The sequence below is a fragment of the Kitasatospora sp. NPDC059812 genome (assembly GCF_042732075.1).
Taxonomy (GTDB): Bacteria; Actinomycetota; Actinomycetes; order Streptomycetales; family Streptomycetaceae; genus Kitasatospora.
The window spans coordinates 71,489-86,978 of sequence record NZ_JBHWIO010000032.1 but is presented as its reverse complement, the minus strand read 5'-3'; the positions used below and the strand labels follow the sequence as shown (position 1 = coordinate 86,978).

General features: G+C 74.0%; 14 protein-coding genes. 4 read left to right on the top strand and 10 right to left on the bottom strand.

Annotated elements, in window-relative coordinates; translation table 11 throughout:
- Positions 1-167: 167 nt before the first annotated feature.
- The 4 genes from ACFV6D_RS18410 to ACFV6D_RS18395 form a co-directional block, all read right to left on the bottom strand.
- Positions 168-416: an acyl carrier protein gene (locus tag ACFV6D_RS18410; RefSeq protein ID WP_063347460.1), complete on the bottom strand. Its 249-nt coding sequence runs from the start codon at positions 414-416 to the stop codon at positions 168-170.
- 82 nt (positions 417-498) lie between these two features.
- Entirely contained in the window at positions 499-1,530 is a 1,032-nt protein-coding gene (locus ACFV6D_RS18405) for a beta-ketoacyl-ACP synthase III (RefSeq protein ID WP_350878134.1), read from the bottom strand.
- The gene (locus ACFV6D_RS18400) at positions 1,527-2,477 is read right to left on the bottom strand and encodes an ACP S-malonyltransferase (protein WP_063347458.1); all 951 of its coding nucleotides are present in this window, start codon (positions 2,475-2,477) and stop codon (positions 1,527-1,529) included. Before ACFV6D_RS18400 ends, ACFV6D_RS18405 begins: the two co-directional genes overlap by 4 nt.
- 90 nt (positions 2,478-2,567) lie before the next feature.
- A complete protein-coding gene (locus tag ACFV6D_RS18395) occupies positions 2,568-3,743 on the bottom strand; it encodes a CdaR family transcriptional regulator (RefSeq protein ID WP_063347457.1) in 1,176 nt (391 codons plus the stop codon).
- 228 nt (positions 3,744-3,971) lie between these two features.
- Between ACFV6D_RS18395 and ACFV6D_RS18390 the strand changes: the two genes are divergently transcribed.
- Positions 3,972-4,748 carry a pirin family protein gene (locus tag ACFV6D_RS18390; protein WP_159398417.1) on the top strand — a complete coding sequence of 259 codons (777 nt, stop codon included), beginning with the start codon at positions 3,972-3,974 and terminating at the stop codon, positions 4,746-4,748.
- A gap of 27 nt (positions 4,749-4,775) precedes the next feature.
- On the opposite strand, the gene ACFV6D_RS18385 is transcribed toward ACFV6D_RS18390, so the two are convergent.
- The gene (locus tag ACFV6D_RS18385) at positions 4,776-5,609 is read right to left on the bottom strand and encodes a serine hydrolase domain-containing protein (protein WP_363370030.1); all 834 of its coding nucleotides are present in this window, start codon (positions 5,607-5,609) and stop codon (positions 4,776-4,778) included.
- 122 nt (positions 5,610-5,731) lie between these two features.
- Here ACFV6D_RS18385 and ACFV6D_RS18380 point away from each other — a divergent pair, with 122 nt between their 5' ends.
- The gene (locus ACFV6D_RS18380; protein ID WP_380493935.1) at positions 5,732-6,208 is read left to right on the top strand and encodes a MerR family transcriptional regulator; all 477 of its coding nucleotides are present in this window, start codon (positions 5,732-5,734) and stop codon (positions 6,206-6,208) included.
- 85 nt (positions 6,209-6,293) lie between these two features.
- Entirely contained in the window at positions 6,294-7,307 is a 1,014-nt protein-coding gene (locus ACFV6D_RS18375) for an aldo/keto reductase (protein WP_380560495.1), read from the top strand.
- A gap of 156 nt (positions 7,308-7,463) precedes the next feature.
- Here ACFV6D_RS18375 and ACFV6D_RS18370 read toward each other — a convergent pair whose 3' ends face one another.
- A complete protein-coding gene (locus ACFV6D_RS18370; protein ID WP_380428227.1) occupies positions 7,464-8,042 on the bottom strand; it encodes a TIGR03086 family metal-binding protein in 579 nt (192 codons plus the stop codon).
- Between the two features lie 101 nt (positions 8,043-8,143).
- Here ACFV6D_RS18370 and ACFV6D_RS18365 point away from each other — a divergent pair, with 101 nt between their 5' ends.
- Positions 8,144-9,130, top strand: a complete 987-nt coding sequence (locus ACFV6D_RS18365; RefSeq protein ID WP_380560494.1) for a helix-turn-helix transcriptional regulator — start codon at positions 8,144-8,146, stop codon at positions 9,128-9,130.
- Between the two features lie 15 nt (positions 9,131-9,145).
- Here ACFV6D_RS18365 and ACFV6D_RS18360 read toward each other — a convergent pair whose 3' ends face one another.
- The 4 genes from ACFV6D_RS18360 to ACFV6D_RS18345 all read right to left on the bottom strand — a co-directional run bounded on the left by ACFV6D_RS18360 (position 9,146) and on the right by ACFV6D_RS18345 (position 15,244).
- Positions 9,146-10,360 carry an alpha/beta hydrolase gene (locus tag ACFV6D_RS18360; RefSeq protein ID WP_244293345.1) on the bottom strand — a complete coding sequence of 405 codons (1,215 nt, stop codon included), beginning with the start codon at positions 10,358-10,360 and terminating at the stop codon, positions 9,146-9,148.
- Between the two features lie 159 nt (positions 10,361-10,519).
- Positions 10,520-10,867, bottom strand: a complete 348-nt coding sequence (locus ACFV6D_RS18355; RefSeq protein WP_063347451.1) for an MmcQ/YjbR family DNA-binding protein — start codon at positions 10,865-10,867, stop codon at positions 10,520-10,522.
- An 86-nt stretch (positions 10,868-10,953) separates the two neighbouring features.
- Complete coding sequence (locus tag ACFV6D_RS18350) at positions 10,954-13,275, bottom strand: Dyp-type peroxidase (protein ID WP_380560493.1); 2,322 nt, start codon at positions 13,273-13,275, stop codon at positions 10,954-10,956.
- A 37-nt stretch (positions 13,276-13,312) separates the two neighbouring features.
- Complete coding sequence (locus ACFV6D_RS18345) at positions 13,313-15,244, bottom strand: galactose oxidase-like domain-containing protein (protein ID WP_380560492.1); 1,932 nt, start codon at positions 15,242-15,244, stop codon at positions 13,313-13,315.
- Positions 15,245-15,490: the final 246 nt, after the last annotated feature.

Genomic DNA, 15,490 nt, shown 5'->3' with positions numbered 1-15,490 from the left:
CCCCAGCTGGGGCCGCGGGCGCGGCGCCTGCACCGGGCCGGGGGGCGCGGGGGGGGGGCGCGCGCGCCCGGGGGGGGGGGCCGGGGGGGGGGCGCGGGGCCGACGAGTCAGCCGTCCGAGGCGTCGAGAACGCCGGACGTGCTGGAGGGATCGAACGGGTCGATCGCTCAGGCGGCGGCGTTGGTGAGGATGTAGTTCACCGCGTCGCCGACGGTCTTCAGGTTCTTGACCTCGTCGTCCGGGATCTTGACGTCGAAGCGCTCCTCGGCGGCCACGACGACCTCGACCATGGACAGCGAGTCGACGTCCAGGTCGTCCGTGAAGGACTTCTCGAGCTCGACGTCCTCGGTCGGGATACCGGCGATCTCGTTGACGATCTCGGCGAGACCTTCCAGAACCTCGTCCTTGGTAGCCATACTGGCTGCTCCTCTTCGGTGTTGAACGCGTCCGACCGGCGGCCGGACGCAGGCTTTGCGGAATGAGTGGGGCGAAACGCGCCTAGGGGAGCGTAACGACTGCCGCGGCGTACACGAGACCCGCCCCGAACCCGATGATCAGTGCGAGGTCGCCGCTGCGGGCCTCGCCGCTCTCCAGCATGCGCTCCATCGCCAGCGGGATGGAGGCCGCCGAGGTGTTGCCGGTCTCGGCGATGTCGCGGGCGACCGGCACCGAGTCGGGCAGCTTGAGCGCCTTGATCATGGCGTCGGTGATGCGCATGTTGGCCTGGTGCGGGATGAACGCGCCGAGCTGGTCGGCGGTGACCCCGGCGGCGTCCAGCGCCTGCTGGGCCACCTTGGCCATCTCCCACACCGCCCAGCGGAAGACCGGCTGGCCGTCCATCCGCAGGGCCGGCCACTTGGCCTCCTCGCCCACGCCGTTGACGGCGTCGGGCTTGGCGAAGGCGGTGTCCCAGGCCTGGGTCTGCGAGATGACGTCGGACTGCGAGCCGTCCGAGCCCCAGATCAGCTTGCCGATACCGGGCGTGTCGGACGGGCCGACGATCGCGGCGCCGGCGCCGTCGCCGAAGATGAACGCGGTCGAGCGGTCCGACTGGTCGGTCAGGTCGCTCAGCCGCTCGACGCCGATCACCAGCACGTACTCGGCGCTGCCGCCGCGGATCATGCCGTCGGCCAGGCCCAGGCCGTAGCCGAAGCCCGCGCAGGCGGCCGAGATGTCGAAGGCCGGGGCGGTGCCGCAGCCGAGCCGCTCGGCGATCTCGGTGGCGATCGCCGGGGTCTGCTTGAGGTGCGAGACGGTCGCGACGATCACGCCGCCGATCTGGTCCGGGGTGATCCCGGCCTGGGCGATGGCCTTGCCGGAGGCCTGCACCGACATCTCGGCGACGCTCTCCTCCGGGCCGGCCCAGCGGCGCTCGGCGATCCCGCTGCGGGTGCGGATCCACTCGTCCGAGGAGTCGATCCACTCCAGCACCTCGGCGTTGGGGATCACCCGGACCGGGCGGTAGCCGCCCACGCCGAGGATGCGCGCGTACTGCGCGCCCTCGGACGGGCGGATCTGCGGCTTCGTCATGCCTGGGTCTCCTGATCCTGACCGCCGTGCTCCGCGACGAGTGCGCGGGCCTTGTCCAGGTCGGCGGGGGTCTTGAGGGCAAGCGTCGCCACACCCTTGAGGTTGCGCTTGACCAGTCCGGTGAGAGTGCCCGCGGGGGACAGCTCGATGACGGCGGTCGCACCCAGCTGCCCGAGGGTCTCCATGCAGAGGTCCCAGCGGACCGGGTTGGAGACCTGCGACACCAGGCGGGTGAGCACCTCGGCGCCGGAGGCCACGACCTCGCCGTCCTTGTTGGAGACGTAGCGGACCTGCGGGTCGGCCACGGTCAGCGTCGGGGCCAGCGCGGCCAGCCGCTCGACACCCGGGGCCATGTGCTCGGTGTGGAAGGCGCCGGCCACCTTCAGGGCGACCAGCTTGGCACCGGCCGGCGGGTCCGCCTTCAGCGTCTCCAGCTGGGCCAGCGTGCCGGCGGCCACGATCTGGCCGCCGCCGTTGTTGTTGGCCGCGGTCAGGCCGTGCTCGGCCAGCTTCGCCGCGACGACCTCCGGGTCGCCGCCGAGCACGGCGATCATGCCGGTCTCGGTGACGGCGGCGGCCGCGGCCATCGCCCGGCCGCGCTCGCGGACGAAGGTCAGCGCGTCGTGCGCGCTCAGCACCCCGGCGCCGGCGGCGGCGGTGATCTCGCCGACGCTGTGGCCGGCCACGGCGCCGACCAGCTTGCGGGCGACGTCCTCGTCCGGGAACAGCTCACGGGCGGTCATCAGACCGGCCGCGACCAGCAGCGGCTGGGCGACGGCGGTGTCCTTGATCTCCTCTGCGGAGGCCTCGGTCCCGGCGTGCACCAGGTCGAGCCCGGCGACCTCCGACCAGCCGCGGAGGCGGTCGGCGACACCGTCCAGCTCCAGCCAGGGGCTGAGGAAACCGGGGGACTGGGCACCCTGTCCAGGGGCGACGATTACGAGCACGGTTCAACCCTCTCTCGCCAGGCGCCCAGGGGCGGGTAGGCGACGGTAACGAAGAAAACCATCCGGGATTGTAAGGTCCCTACAGGCGGTTCAGCTCGGCTCCCCGGCCGCGGTGAGTCGGCCGAGGGCGAGTGCGATCCGCAGCGTGAACGCCGAACGCACGTCGGACGGGGCGTACCCCGTGACGTCGGTCACACGTCGTAGCCGGTAGCGCACCGTATTGGGGTGGACGAAGAGCATCCGGGCGGCGCCCTCCAGCGAAGAGGCCTGCTCCAGGTAGACGCTCAGCGTTTCCAGCAGCGCCGAGCCGGCTTCGTCCAGCGGTGTGTAGATCTCCTCCACCAGCTGGCGGCGGGCGGCCTGGTCGCCGGCCAGCGCGCGCTCGGGCAGCAGGTCGTCGGCCAGCACCGGGCGGGGCGCGTCCGGCCAGGCGGCGCAGGCCCGCAGGCCGGCCGCGGCGGCGTGCGCCGAGCGGGTCGCCGAGAGCAGGTCCGGCACGGTCGGGCCGACCACCACCGGGCCCGGCGCGAACTGGCCGATCAGCGCCCGGGCCGCGTGCACCGGCTCCTTGTCGCCGCCGACCACGACCACCAGGCGCTTGCCCAGCACCCCGGTCAGCACGTGCAGCTTGGCGTACCGGGCGGCCCGGCGGATCGCCTCGACCACCAGCTCGCTGTCGCCGTCCGGGGCGCTGCCCATCACCACCCGGACCTGGCTGGGCTGGCCCCAGCCGAGCGCCGCGGCCCGCGACAGCACGCCCTCGTCCGCGTCGCCGGACAGCAGCGAGTTGACCACCAGCGCCTCCAGCCGGGCGTCCCAGGCGCCGCGCGCCTCGGCCGCCTGGGCGTACACCTGGGCGGTCGCGAAGGCGATCTCCCGGGCGTAGACCAGCACCGACTCGCGCATGTCCGCCTCGTCGCCGGGGGCGGCCACCTCCTCGATGGCCTCCTCCATCACCTCGATCGTGGTGCGGATCAGCTCGACGGTCTGGCGCAGGGTGATCGCCCTGGTCAGCTCGCGCGGGGCGGTGCCGAAGACGTCCGTGGAGATCGCCTGGGCGGCGTCCGGGTGGCGGTACCACTCGGTGAAGGCGGCGATGCCGGCCTGGGCGACCAGGCCGATCCAGGAACGGTGCTCCGGCGGCATCCGCCGGTACCAGCCGAGCTGGTCGTCCATCCGGGAGATCGCGGCGGTGGCCAGCTTGCCCGAGGACTTCTCCAGCCGCTTGAGCGTCGCGGCCCGGCGCTCGGCCCGCTCGGCGGCCATTCTGCGCTCCTGCGCGGTCAGGCGGGGCGCCGCCCGGCCGGGGCGGTCGCGGCCGGCCCTGGGGGCCGGGCTCTTCCCGGTCGGCTCGGCCGTGGGACTGGGTTCGCTCTTGGAGTTCGCGGAAGCGGCTGGCACAAGGACAAGACTGCCTCACGTGGGTGACTGCTCGTGCACACCCCCCGGTGCAGCGGCACGGTGGTGCCGGTCACACCCACTACCGTGGGGCCCGTGACAGACGACGCCGCCCGCCCCCGCGCCGACCTGCGCCGCACCGCCGAGCGCTACCTCTCCACCCCGGCCGAGGGCGTCGAGACCCGACACGCGTTCTCCTTCTCCGGCCACTACGACCCGAAGAACACGCACTTCGGCGCGCTGCTCGCGTGCAACGAGGAACTCCTCGCCCCCGGCGCCGGGTACGAGGAGCACAAGCACCGGGACACCGAGATCCTCACCTGGGTGCTGGAGGGCGCGCTGGCGCACCGGGACTCCCAGGGGCACGGCGGGGTGGTCCGCCCGGGGATGGTCCAGCACCTCGGCGCGGGCTCCGGCGTCACCCACACCGAGCGCAACGTCGGCGGGGCCGCCGGCCCGGTCCGCTTCGTCCAGATGTGGCTCCAGCCGGACGTGTTCGACGCGCCCCCGGCGTACGGGCTGCGCAAGGTGGAACCGGCCGACGGCGGGTTGACGCTGCTCGCCTCCGGGCTGGAGCGCGACGCCGGGACGGACGCCCTGCGGCTGCGCCGCGGCGACGCCGCGCTCTGGCTGGCGACGGCGGGGCCGTGGCAGCCGCTGCCCGCACTGCCCGAGGCCGCCTGGCGGTACGCGCACCTGACCGCCGGCTCGCTCGGCTACCGGACGATCCCGGGGCCCAAGGGCGGCGGCCGCTCGATGGCCCCGGGCGACAGCGTGCGGATCACCGGCGACGCCTTCGCCGACCCGACGGCCGGCGAGACCGGCGCCGAACTCCTGCTCTGGGAGATGCACTCGCCGGTCTCGTACGGCTAGGGGCTGTCCTTTCAGCCTTCCAGTCGTTCAGCTGTTCAGTTCGGCCAGGACCGCGTCCGAGCAGGCCGGCCAGACCTCGGCGGCCCACGGGCCGAAGTCCCGGTCGGTGAGCGCGACGCAGGCCACGCCGGCCTCCGGGTCGACCCACAGGAAGGTGCCGGACTGGCCGAAGTGGCCGAAGGTGGCGGGCGAGTTGGCGGTGCCCGTCCAGTGCGGGGCCTTGCCGTCGCGGATCTCGAAGCCGAGACCCCAGTCGTTCGGCCGGCGGTGGCCGTAGCCGGGCAGCACGCCGCTGGTGCCCGGGAAGGCGACCTCGCGGGTGGCCTGCCGGACGGTGGACGGGTCCAGCAGCTTCGGGGACTGGAGCTCGGCGGCGAACCGGACCAGGTCCGCGACGGTGGACAGGCCGCCGGCGCCGGCCGGGGACTTGTGCGCGGTGTTCAGCAGGGTGTCGTGCATGCCCAGGGGCTCGAACACCGCCTCGGCGGCGTACCGGGAGAACTCGATCCCGGCGGCGTCGGACAGCGCCCGCGCCAGCGCGTCGAAGCCCGCGTTGGAGTACAGCCGGCGGTTGCCGGGCTCGGCGAACACCCGGTTCTCGTCGAAGCCCAGGCCGGAGGTGTGCGCGAGCAGGTGGCGGACGGTCGAGCCGGCCGGCCCGGCCGGGTCGTCCAGCTCGAAGACGCCCTCCTCGACCGCGACCAGCACCGCGTACGAGGTGAGCAGCTTGGTCACCGACGCCAGCGGGAACAGGTGCTGCTGCGGCCCGTACGTGCCCAGCACCGCGCCGTCCGCCCCCCGGACCACCGCCGCCGCGGCGTGGGGCACCGGCCAGTTCTCGATCATCCGCAAGCTCTCCATGCGCCCGACTCTAACGAAGGCCCGAAAACGGGTGGCGGGAGCACCCGGGTGCGAGGCTTGCTTGGAGTGCACTCCAACTCGATAGCGTCGTCGTCACCGCTCACCACAGGGGGTAACCGATCATGGCCACGCTCGCACCCGTCCAGCTCGACCTGCGGACCTGCGCCGACGTGTACCAGCGCCCGGTCGGCGATCCGGACCGGACCCCGCGGCACACCATCAGCGAGGTCGCCGTGGCCAGCGGGCTCACCGCGCACACCCTGCGCTGGTACGAGCGGATCGGCCTGCTCGACCCGGTCGACCGCTCCGCCAGCGGCCAGCGCCGCTACTGCGACGCCGACCTGCACCGGCTGGCCTTCCTGGGCCGGCTGCGGCTGACCGGCATGCCGATCGCCGACATGCTCCGCTACGTGGAGCTGGCCCGCGAGGGTGAGCGGACCTACGAGGCGCGGCGCCAACTGCTGGTCGACCAGCGCGAGGAGGTCCGCCAACGGGTCGCCGACCTCCAGGCCACCCTCGCCGTCCTCGACTACAAGATCGACCTGTACTCCGGCCGGATCGCCGCGTCCGACGAACCGGCCGTCCACCGCCACGAGTAGCCGCCATCAGCACGCCGCACGCGGAGCACGCCGCACGTGGAGTACGCCGCACGCATGCGCCGCACGCAGAGGAAGAAGCAGAGCGATGACCGTTCCCGTCCTCCCCACCGCCCGACTCGGCACCGACGGCCCGTTCGTGGGCGTCCAGGGCCTCGGCTGCATGGGCATGAGCGACTTCTACGGCCCGACCGACCGGCCCGAGGCGCTCGCCACCCTGGACGCCGCCCTGGAAGCCGGCGTCACCCTGTTCGACACCGCCGACGCCTACGGCTTCGGCCGCAACGAGGAGCTGATCGGCCCCTTCCTCCGCGCCAACCGCGACCGGGTGGTGCTCGCCACCAAGTTCGCCGTGGAGCGCAAGGAGGACGACCCGAGTCACCGCGGCATCCGCAACGACCCGGCGTACATCCGGGCCGCCGTCGACGCCTCGCTGCGCCGCCTCGGCGTGGACGAGATCGACCTCTACTACATGCACCGCCGCGACCCGGCCGTGCCGTTGGCCGACTCGGTCGGCACCATGGCCGAGCTGGTCCGGGCCGGCAAGGTGCGCCGACTGGGGCTGTCCGAGGTGACGGGCGCCGAACTGCGCGAGGCGTACGCGATCCACCCGATCGCCGCGCTGCAGTCCGAGTGGTCGGTGTTCGCCCGGGACGTCGAGCGCACGGCGGTGCCGGCCGCGGCCGAACTGGGCGTCGCCTTCGTGCCGTACTCGCCGCTCGGCCGGGGCTTCCTGACCGGGGCGTTCCAGGCCGCCGAGCAGCTCGCGGCGGACGACGTCCGGCGCACCCAGCCGCGCTTCACCGGCGCCAACGCGGCGGCCAACGCCGAACTCCTGGCGCCGCTGCGGGAGATCGCGACGGCCCGCGGGGTGACCCTCGCGCAGGTCGCGCTGGCCTGGGTGCACCAGCGGGCCGAGGTGCACGGGCTGACCGTCGTGCCGATCCCCGGCACCCGCAAGCGCAGCCGGCTCGCCGAGAACACCGCGGCCGCCACGCTGCGGCTCACCGCCGAGGAACTGGCCCGGCTGGAGCCGGTGGCGGGCGAGGTGGCCGGGGACCGCTACCCGGACATGCGCTTCACCCAGGTCGGCCGGGAGTAGCGGCGGTGGGGGGGGGGGGGGGCCCCCGCCCGGCCCCCCCCCCCCCCGGGCCGCGCCCCCCCCCCCCCCCCCCCCCGCCCCCGCCCCGGGGGGGGGGGTGTCGCGGGGGGGGGGGGGGCCGCCGCGCGGCCCGCCCCCCCCGTCCCGGGCGCCTGCTCAGACCTCCCGGCCGAGCCAGGCGGCCAGCCGGGTGTGCACGTCGGCGTCCGGGGCGACCGGCCGCACCTCGCCGAACGGGACCGCCCCGCCGCGGTGCTCGGCCGACAGGACGGCCTGGGCGACGGCCAGCGCGGCGTGCGCCAGCGCGTCGTCCAGCGGCTGCCGGGAGCCGAGCGCCCGGGAGATGTCCCAGGTGTGCGCGACCGTCTCCATCAGGTAGCCGCCGACCGCGATCCGGCCGGGCACCACGCCCCAGGGCGCGTGGGCCGGGCGGTCCAGCGCGGCGTCGTCCGCCCAGGCCGCGACGGCCCGGGCGCGGGCCCGGTCCAGCGCGCCCGGCCAGGCGTCGTCCGCCAGGTCCCCGGTGGCGGCGACGACGTCCTCGGCCCGGCCGCCCTCGCCCAGGTAGGCGAACCGGTGGATGCCGCCGACCACGTGGCTCAGCAGCTCCCGCAGCGCGAACGCGCTGCACGGGGTGGGCCGGTCGAGGGCGTCCGGGGTGATCTCGGCGAACAGCTTCTCCAACTGGCCGAGGGCGAGCAGGTACTGCGGGCGGGCGTCCTGGACGGAGTTCACGTGGAATCAGCTCCCTGGGGTGGTGCGGGCTTTCGGGCTCGAACGGCAATCTCCCAGTAAAACCTGACAACCGCCGTCAGGATTGCTGGGATTCTGCTGCCATGAAGGCCGACCGCCTGCTCTCCATCCTGCTCCTGCTCCAGACCCGCGGCCGGGTGCCCGCCACCGAACTGGCCGGGCGCCTGGAGGTGTCCGTCCGCACCATCTACCGCGACGTGGAGTCGCTCTCCGCCGCCGGCGTGCCGGTGTTCACCGAACGCGGCCGCCACGGCGGCATCAGCCTGCTGCCCGGCTACCGCACCGACGTCACCGGACTGACCGCGGACGAGGCCCGGGCGCTGTTCGTGCTCTCCGCCCAGGGCGCGCACAGCGACCTCGGGCTGGACGGCGCGCTCGGCTCGGCGCTGCGCAAGGTGATGGCCGCGCTGCCGGCCCCGCACCGCCCGGCCGCCGAGCGGATCACCGAGCGGATCCTGGTTGACCCGGCCCGCTGGCTGCAGAGCGGCCCGGCGGCCGGCGCCGCGACCGGCCCCGAACTGGGCGAGCTGCAGTACGCGGTGTTCGCCGACCGGCGGCTGCGGCTGAGCTACCGGCACAGCGGCACGCCGGCGCCGGTGGAGTACACCGTGGACCCGTACGGGCTGGTGAGCAAGGCCGCGGTCTGGTACCTGGTGGCCGATCTGCACGGCGAGCCCCGGCTGTTCCGGGCCGACCGGGTGCTGGCCGCCGAGACCACCGACGAGGCGGTGCGCCGCCGCGCCGGGGTGGGGCTCGGGGACGCCTGGGCGGTGCTGCGCGAGCAGGTGGAGCGGCTGCCGAAGGAGCTGCCGGTCCGGGTGCGGGTGCGGCGCGGGCGGCTGGACATGTTCGTCCGCATCCACGGCGGCCGGGTCACCGCGCCGCCGCCGGAGGCGGGCGCCGGGCCGGCCGAGGAGTGGGTCGAGGTGGCGATGGTCTTCCCGGCGCCGGCGGCCGTCCGCGCGCTGCTCGCCTTCGGCGCGGACGTCGAGGTGCTGGCCCCGCCCGCGGCCCGCCGCGAGCTGGCCCGGGCGGCGGCGGACGCCCTGCGGCTGTACCAGGACCAGTGATCCGCCGGACAGACCCTAGGAGTTCGGGGCGGGGCGGACGACGTCCTGGTAGTGGCCGAGCGAGATCGCCGCGAAGTTGTGCAGGCTGTCGGTGCCCTCGGTGAAGTAGCCGTTGTGGCCGGCCGCTCGGGCCGAGGAGATCTGCTCGGCGCCGAAGCCGCCGGCGGTCGGGTCGGCGCCGTGGCCGAGGCCGCCGACCTCCAGGTACGGGACGTTGCCGATCCAGTCGGTGGGGTTGCGGGTGGCCCAGACGTGCACGCCGGTGCCCAGCTCGCTGGTGCTCTGCACGCCCATGCCGGGGCTGCCGAACACCATCAGGTCGGTGATCCCGGAGGTGTCGGAGGGCGAGGCGGCCGCGCGTGGGATCTCGGGGGCGGCGTTGCCGCAGACCACGGAGCCGTACGAGTGGCAGAGCAGGGCCGGGGGCGCGTCCGGCCGGGTGGTCTCCTTGAGCCCGGCGAGCAGCCGCTGCAGCCGGGGCGCGCCGACGTCGGCGAGTCGGGAGGTGACGGCGTCCGGGCCGAGGCCGGACGGGGTGACGTAGCCGGTCCAGGCGATCACCGCGGTGCGGGTGTTCGGCGCCTGCCGCTGCTCCTCGGTGTGCAGGGCGCGGGCCATGCCGGCCGGGGAGCGCAGCGGTTCGGGGGCCTGGTCGAAGTGGCCGAGGTCGGCGTCCGAGCCGGGGACGACGACGGAGATCCGCTCGGCGTCGGCGAGGTCGCCCCACACCTCGGTGATCAGGCCGCGGCCGCGCGGGTCGAAGGCGAGGATCTGCCGGTCGGGGCCGAGCAGGTGCTCGACGTCGTTGGCGCGGGAGACGGCCAGCTCGCGGGTGTCGGCGTCGAGCTTGTGGTCGGCGGCGCGGGCCCGGGCGCTGTCGCGTTCGGCGGCCAGCGCGATCTTGTTGGCGCGGTAGCGCAGGTCCAGCGGGGCGCCGTCGAAGTTGCCGACGACCAGCGGGTAGTCCCGGATCAGTCGGTCCAGCTCGGTGGGGGCGAGCGAGGCGAAGAACGCGGCGGCGGCGGCCGGGGTGGTGGTGGCCGGGTCGGGCAGGGTGCGGTCGAAGCTGTGGTCCTGGACCCAGGCGGCGCTGCCGGCCGGGGGTGTGGAGATCGCCAGCTGCTCGGTGGAGGCGGCCGCCTGGGCCGCCGCGGCGCCGGCGTCGGCGAGCACGGCACAGCCCGCGAACGCCCCGATCAGTACCCGCTTCCAGCGCCGACGGTTGCGCACCGCACCAACTCCCTTAGGGCCCGTCACCGTTTCTCGGGCGGTGCCCGGAGGTGCGATGAGACTGCCTGCTTCCCTGCGCAAGCGTAGGGTGCCCGGAGAGGTGACGCGCCCGCCCAAACTGTGGGATGGCTCACATGAACCGGCGGTGTCGTTTCAGCGTCACAGAGTGGCCCGCACGTCGAATTCGCGCACCATCCGCTTGGGCGCCGTGCGCCGCCAGGCCTCGACGACGAGGTCGCGCAGCTCCTCCGGATCGACCAGGTCCAGCTGGACGCTCACCCAGCCGTGCCGCCCGACGTACGGCGCGCTGGAGAACACCTCGGGCTCGGCGGCGAGCAGTTCGGCCTGGTCCTCGGGGGAGGCCTTGACGGTGACGGAACGGCCCCCGGGCGCGCCCATCGCGAAGATCCGGCCGCGGATCCGCAGGGTCTCGATGTCCCAGGTCGGCTCCTGTGCGGCCTCCGGCAGGGCGAGCGCCATCGCGCGGAACTCCTCGAACGTCACCATGCCCGCAGCGTAGGGCAGGGGACCGACAGCGCGCCCCCCGGTGCACGCGGGGCGCACCGGGGGGCGGGTGGCCCGGGCCGGGCGGGTCAGAGCAGCGAGGACCAGGCGTCGCAGGAACGGTCGCCGGAGACCAGCCGGTCCGGGTGGCCGCTGCCGTCGGCGATCGAGATCCGGCGGTAGCTCTGGCCGGAGAAGCACCAGAACTCGCTCCGGCCGCCGACCCGCTGGCAGTCCGGGACGGGCAGGAAGCAGTCCACCCGGCTCAGGCCGTTCAGCGAGCCCCACTGGGAGAGTTCGCGGTCGGTGCGCTCGCACACGTCGGTGTGCGCGGCGCCGTCGGCCACCGAGATCAGCCGGTAGCGCTGGCGGCCGCCGGTGGTGTGGAACGCCCAGTACCAGCTCTTGCCGCCGACCCGCTGCTGGTCGGGGACGGGCAGGAAGCAGTCCATCCGGTCGACGCCGCCCAGCGAGTTCCAGGCGCCGAGGTCGCGGTCCTGGCGCTCCACGGCGCTGGTCGTGGAGCCGCCGCCGCAGGTGATCGAGACGGCCCGGTACTGCTGGCGGCCGGCGGTGCTGTGGAACACCCAGTACCAGCTCTTGCCGTCCGGGTTCTGGAGGTCGGGCATCGGCAGGACGCAGTCGACCCGCCCGACGCCCTGCAGACACGTCCAGGCCGTCAGCCCGGTGTCGCCGTCGACCATACGGTCGGTGTGGGAGGAGCCGTCGGCCACCGAGATCCGGCGGCACCGGTCGGCGTGGAACACCCAGTACTGGCTCTGGCCGCCCCTGCGCTGCTGGTCCGGCACGGCGAGGAACTCGTCGCAGGGGTACGCCTTGCCGGAGGCGGCCTGGCCGCCGCCACCCTGCTGGGTCTGCCCGGTGGTCTGGCCGGATCCGCCGGTGAGCCGCCCGTCGCAGAGCGCCTTCAGGGTGCTGACGGACGGCATGAAGGCGTACACCGAGCCGGTGGTCCGGACGAACTGCTGGAAGCTCAGCAGGGTGTGCTTGACCGTGCCGTCCGGATCCCGGCTCTCGAAGTCGACGTCCGGGGCCTCCTGGGTGACCGGGTCCTTGCCGGGCACCGGGTTGCGCTTGGGCGGGAAGTCCGGCTGGTCCATCCAGTCGGCCTGGATGAACTCGAACTGCCGGGCGATGTCCGCCTGGTAGCAGATGAACAGCAGGCCGCGCGGGTCGTCGGGGCCGCCCGGGCCCTCCGAGGCCGGGTCGAACGGCGAGCCGTACGGGGTGCCGCGGCGCATGATCCGACGGCCGTCGAGGGCGTTCGGGTCGAACGGCGGGTGGCTCGGGTCCTCCTGGAGGGCGGCGCGCGGGCTGGTCTTGCGCAGGTGCGACCAGAGCGGCGTGACCAGGCCCTCCAGGTCGTCCCGGAAGTCGAAGTCGTTGTCGTTGGAGGAGGTCGGGTCGTTCGGGGTGTCCCGGTCCTGGTGCTTGCAGACCGGGGCGCCGGAGCGCCAGCGGCCGACCATCCGGGCGGCCAGCCACTCGGTGGTGGCGTTGTCCGGGACGGCCTTGGCGAGTCGCAGCTCCTGGAGCTTGACCGAGACCTGCGACCACCAGCCGGGGACGTCCTGGGCGAGCCGGCGGACCACCTGGAAGGAGCCGTTGCGCGTCCAGTCCGGGTACTGGTCCTTGGGGAAGCTGAACGGGTCGTTGTCCTCGCCGCAGATGAACTCGCCGGCCGGGATGATCCGGGTGCCCCGGTGGCCCTCGACCTCGTCCGGGTTGTTCGGGTCCGGCCGGTCGAAGAAGCGCACGCCGGGCTCGCTGATGCCGTCCTTGAAGCCGAAGTGCTCCTTGCCGCGGCGGCTGCCCAGCAGGGTCTGGGCGTTCTGCTGGTAGGCGATCAGGACCCGGGCCTCGGCGGCCGCGATGCGCTGGGCCTCGATGGCCGCCTGGAGGTCCTTCTCGCTGTCCGCGGAGATCTTCAGCAGCGCGTGGACCGGCTGGTTCCTGCCGTTGCCGAACAGCCAGTTCTCCGGGGAGTTGTCGCCGCTGTCGCCGAGTGCGCCGGCCCGCTGCGCCGAGCCCTCCTTGAACGCCTCCAGGCCGCTGCCGATCGGCGGGGCCTGCGCGAACGGGTCGGTGGCGGAGAGCATCCGCATGCCCTCGTAGGTGAAGCTGACGCCCAGCCAGGTGGCCGTCAGTGACTTGGGGTCGTCGCCGCCGGAGGCGCTCCTGGCCTCGCTGAACGCCTCGTTGAACGTGGCGACCTGGCGGGTGGTGGCGATCTGCGGGACCAGCCGGCGCAGCCAGTCGCGGGCGCGCGCCGCGTCCTCGAACTTGAGGAACAGGACGCTGACGTTGTCCTTCCGGAAGCCGGCCAGGATGTCGCCCTGGATCTCGTCGCTCTGGCGCAGCCGCAGGTCGGTGGCCGTGGGGGTGCTCATGGGTGGGTCTTTCCTTCGCTGGGGGGCGGTTCGGGGGTCAGGCCGAGGAGCTGAGCTGGACCCACTGCGCGACGCTGGGCACGCCCTGGTCGTTGAGCAGGAAGAGCATGTACCAGCCGGGCGGCGCGGCCTTGGCGTCCGGCGGGGCCTGGAACTCCAGCCGGTTGCCGGCCCGGCTGGTGAGCCGCAGCTCGATGTGGCGCTGGCTGGTGTTGACCGAGTGGGTCGAGGTGGTCGGCGCCAGCAGGACGGCCTTGGCGGCGAGCCCCGGGGTGGTGCTGGTGACGGTGAACTTCTTGTCGTAGCCGACCGGGGTGGTCGGCGCCCGGTCCAGCTGGGGCCGGCTGCCCTGGTTCAGGTAGGCGGGCTCGTAGATCTCGATGGTGCCGTTCATGGTGACGGGCCCCGTCGTGCCGGGGATGCCGCTCACCGTGCCGTTGACGTCCGGGTTGTTGGCGAGCTGCTGGAGCTCGTCGCCGGTCACCATCACGCGCCCGTCGGGCAGGACCACGGCGTTGGAGTGGTAGCCGCGCGGGAGCCGCTGGACCGGGCCGAGCTTCCAGTTGCCCTGGTCGTCGCGCAGTTCGACCTGGCGGTACTTGAGGTCGGCGTTGGGGTTGTACGGGCCGTTGCCGTAGTCGCGGATGTCGTACGCGCCGTTGACGGTCATCAGCCGGCCGTTGGGCAGCAGGAGGGTGTCGTCCTGGGTGCGGCCGAAGGCGCGGGACTTCTCGGCGGTCCAACTGCCGTTGGAGAAGCGCAGGGTGCTCGGGTTGTCGCGGTCGCCGCCGAGGATCAGGGCGGAGTCCGGGCCGTTGACGCCGCCGGGCAGCATGACCGCGGAGCCGTAGTTGCGCGGGCGGCCGTCCGGGCGGGCGGTGAGGTCGCTGCGGGACTCGGCGACCGGGTCGAACCTCCACTGCTCGGTGGGCTGGCGGCCGAAGCCGTAGACGTTGCCGTCGTTGAGCGAGAACAGGTGCGGGTAGTCCGTGGTGAACGGGGCGTCGGCCTTGAAGCGCTCCACCGGGGTGTTCTTCGGGGTGTCGTTCTTGCCCTGGGGGACGGGGAAGCCCTTCGCGGGGAAGCGCTCGACCACCGGGGTCGGGGTGCCGTGACCGAGTTCGGACTGGCCGGACATGATCAGCTGCCGGCCGTCGGCGCCGGTCACCACCGAGGGGTACCAGCGGCCGACCGACATGTCGGGGTTGCGGGTCCAGGTCTCGGTCCACGGGTCGAAGATCAGTGACAGCTTGGCGCCGGTGCCGCCGGTGCCGCCGAGGTTCCCGCCGAAGACGCCGAGCATGCCGTTGGGCAGGAAGGAGTGGCCGGAGCAGAAGAACGGCACCGGGCGGGGCTCGTTGAGGCCGTCCGGCATGTCGGAGACCGGCGGGGTGACCTGCTTGAAGGCGTCCTTGCCGGTGCCCTTGGCCGGGTCCCAGAGGAAGGCCCGGCCGGCGTTCTCCTTGCCGGTGGTCTGGGTGGGGGCGGGTTCCTTCTCCGGGTTGGACTCGATCCGCTCGAAGGAGAACAGCAGCACCTTGCCGGTCGGCAGCAGCGCGACGTGGTCGCCGAAGTCGGGGGAGGAGAAGTACTCCTTGAACGTGCCGAACACCGCCGGGTCGAAGCCGGCGTTGGTGCTGGCCTGGGAGGCCGTCAGCGCGTTGTACCGGTTGGTGCGGGTGGTCTGCGGGTAGTCGCCGATGCCGCGGATGGCGGCGCGGGCCCGGGCGTGCTCCTCGGCGTGCTCGGGGCCGAGCGCGGCGACCTCGTCGTCCCGCATCTCGGCCATCACCCGGGGGGAGGCGATGTGCGGGGTGAGGTCGTTCTGGCCGGGGGTGGCCGGGCCGCCGTGGGCGGCGGCCGGGCCGACGGCGGCGAGCAGGGTGCCGGTGGTCACCGCGCAGACCACGGCGGTGGCCGACAGCCGGCGGCGGGCCCGGCGCCGTGGCTGCGGTGCGGACGGGGACATGGATCTCCTCGGGGAGGGGGTGGGCGGGGAGGGTGGCGAATGCGGACGGACGGGCCGTGGGCGGGCGCGGTCCAGCGATGGTCGCCGACCGTCACAGGAGATCACAGTGCGTGGTGGTTCGCATGCGGATGCATTCGCTGCGGACCCCCGCGACGGGCGGCCCCGGAGTGGCCGTGGATCGGTCCCGGAACGGCCGGAGGGGGGGGGGGCGGGCGGGGGGCGCCCCCCCCCGGGGCCACCCACACA

Coding starts and splice junctions, on each gene's coding strand:
- ACFV6D_RS18410 (WP_063347460.1), bottom strand. CDS start 416: ATGGCTACCAAGGACGAGGTTCTGGAAGGTCTCGCCGAGATCGTCAAC.
- ACFV6D_RS18405 (WP_350878134.1), bottom strand. CDS start 1,530: ATGACGAAGCCGCAGATCCGCCCGTCCGAGGGCGCGCAGTACGCGCGC.
- ACFV6D_RS18395 (WP_063347457.1), bottom strand. CDS start 3,743: ATGGCCGCCGAGCGGGCCGAGCGCCGGGCCGCGACGCTCAAGCGGCTG.
- ACFV6D_RS18385 (WP_363370030.1), bottom strand. CDS start 5,609: ATGGAGAGCTTGCGGATGATCGAGAACTGGCCGGTGCCCCACGCCGCG.
- ACFV6D_RS18380 (WP_380493935.1), top strand. CDS start 5,732: ATGGCCACGCTCGCACCCGTCCAGCTCGACCTGCGGACCTGCGCCGAC.
- ACFV6D_RS18375 (WP_380560495.1), top strand. CDS start 6,294: ATGACCGTTCCCGTCCTCCCCACCGCCCGACTCGGCACCGACGGCCCG.
- ACFV6D_RS18365 (WP_380560494.1), top strand. CDS start 8,144: ATGAAGGCCGACCGCCTGCTCTCCATCCTGCTCCTGCTCCAGACCCGC.
- ACFV6D_RS18355 (WP_063347451.1), bottom strand. CDS start 10,867: ATGGTGACGTTCGAGGAGTTCCGCGCGATGGCGCTCGCCCTGCCGGAG.
- ACFV6D_RS18350 (WP_380560493.1), bottom strand. CDS start 13,275: ATGAGCACCCCCACGGCCACCGACCTGCGGCTGCGCCAGAGCGACGAG.
- ACFV6D_RS18345 (WP_380560492.1), bottom strand. CDS start 15,244: ATGTCCCCGTCCGCACCGCAGCCACGGCGCCGGGCCCGCCGCCGGCTG.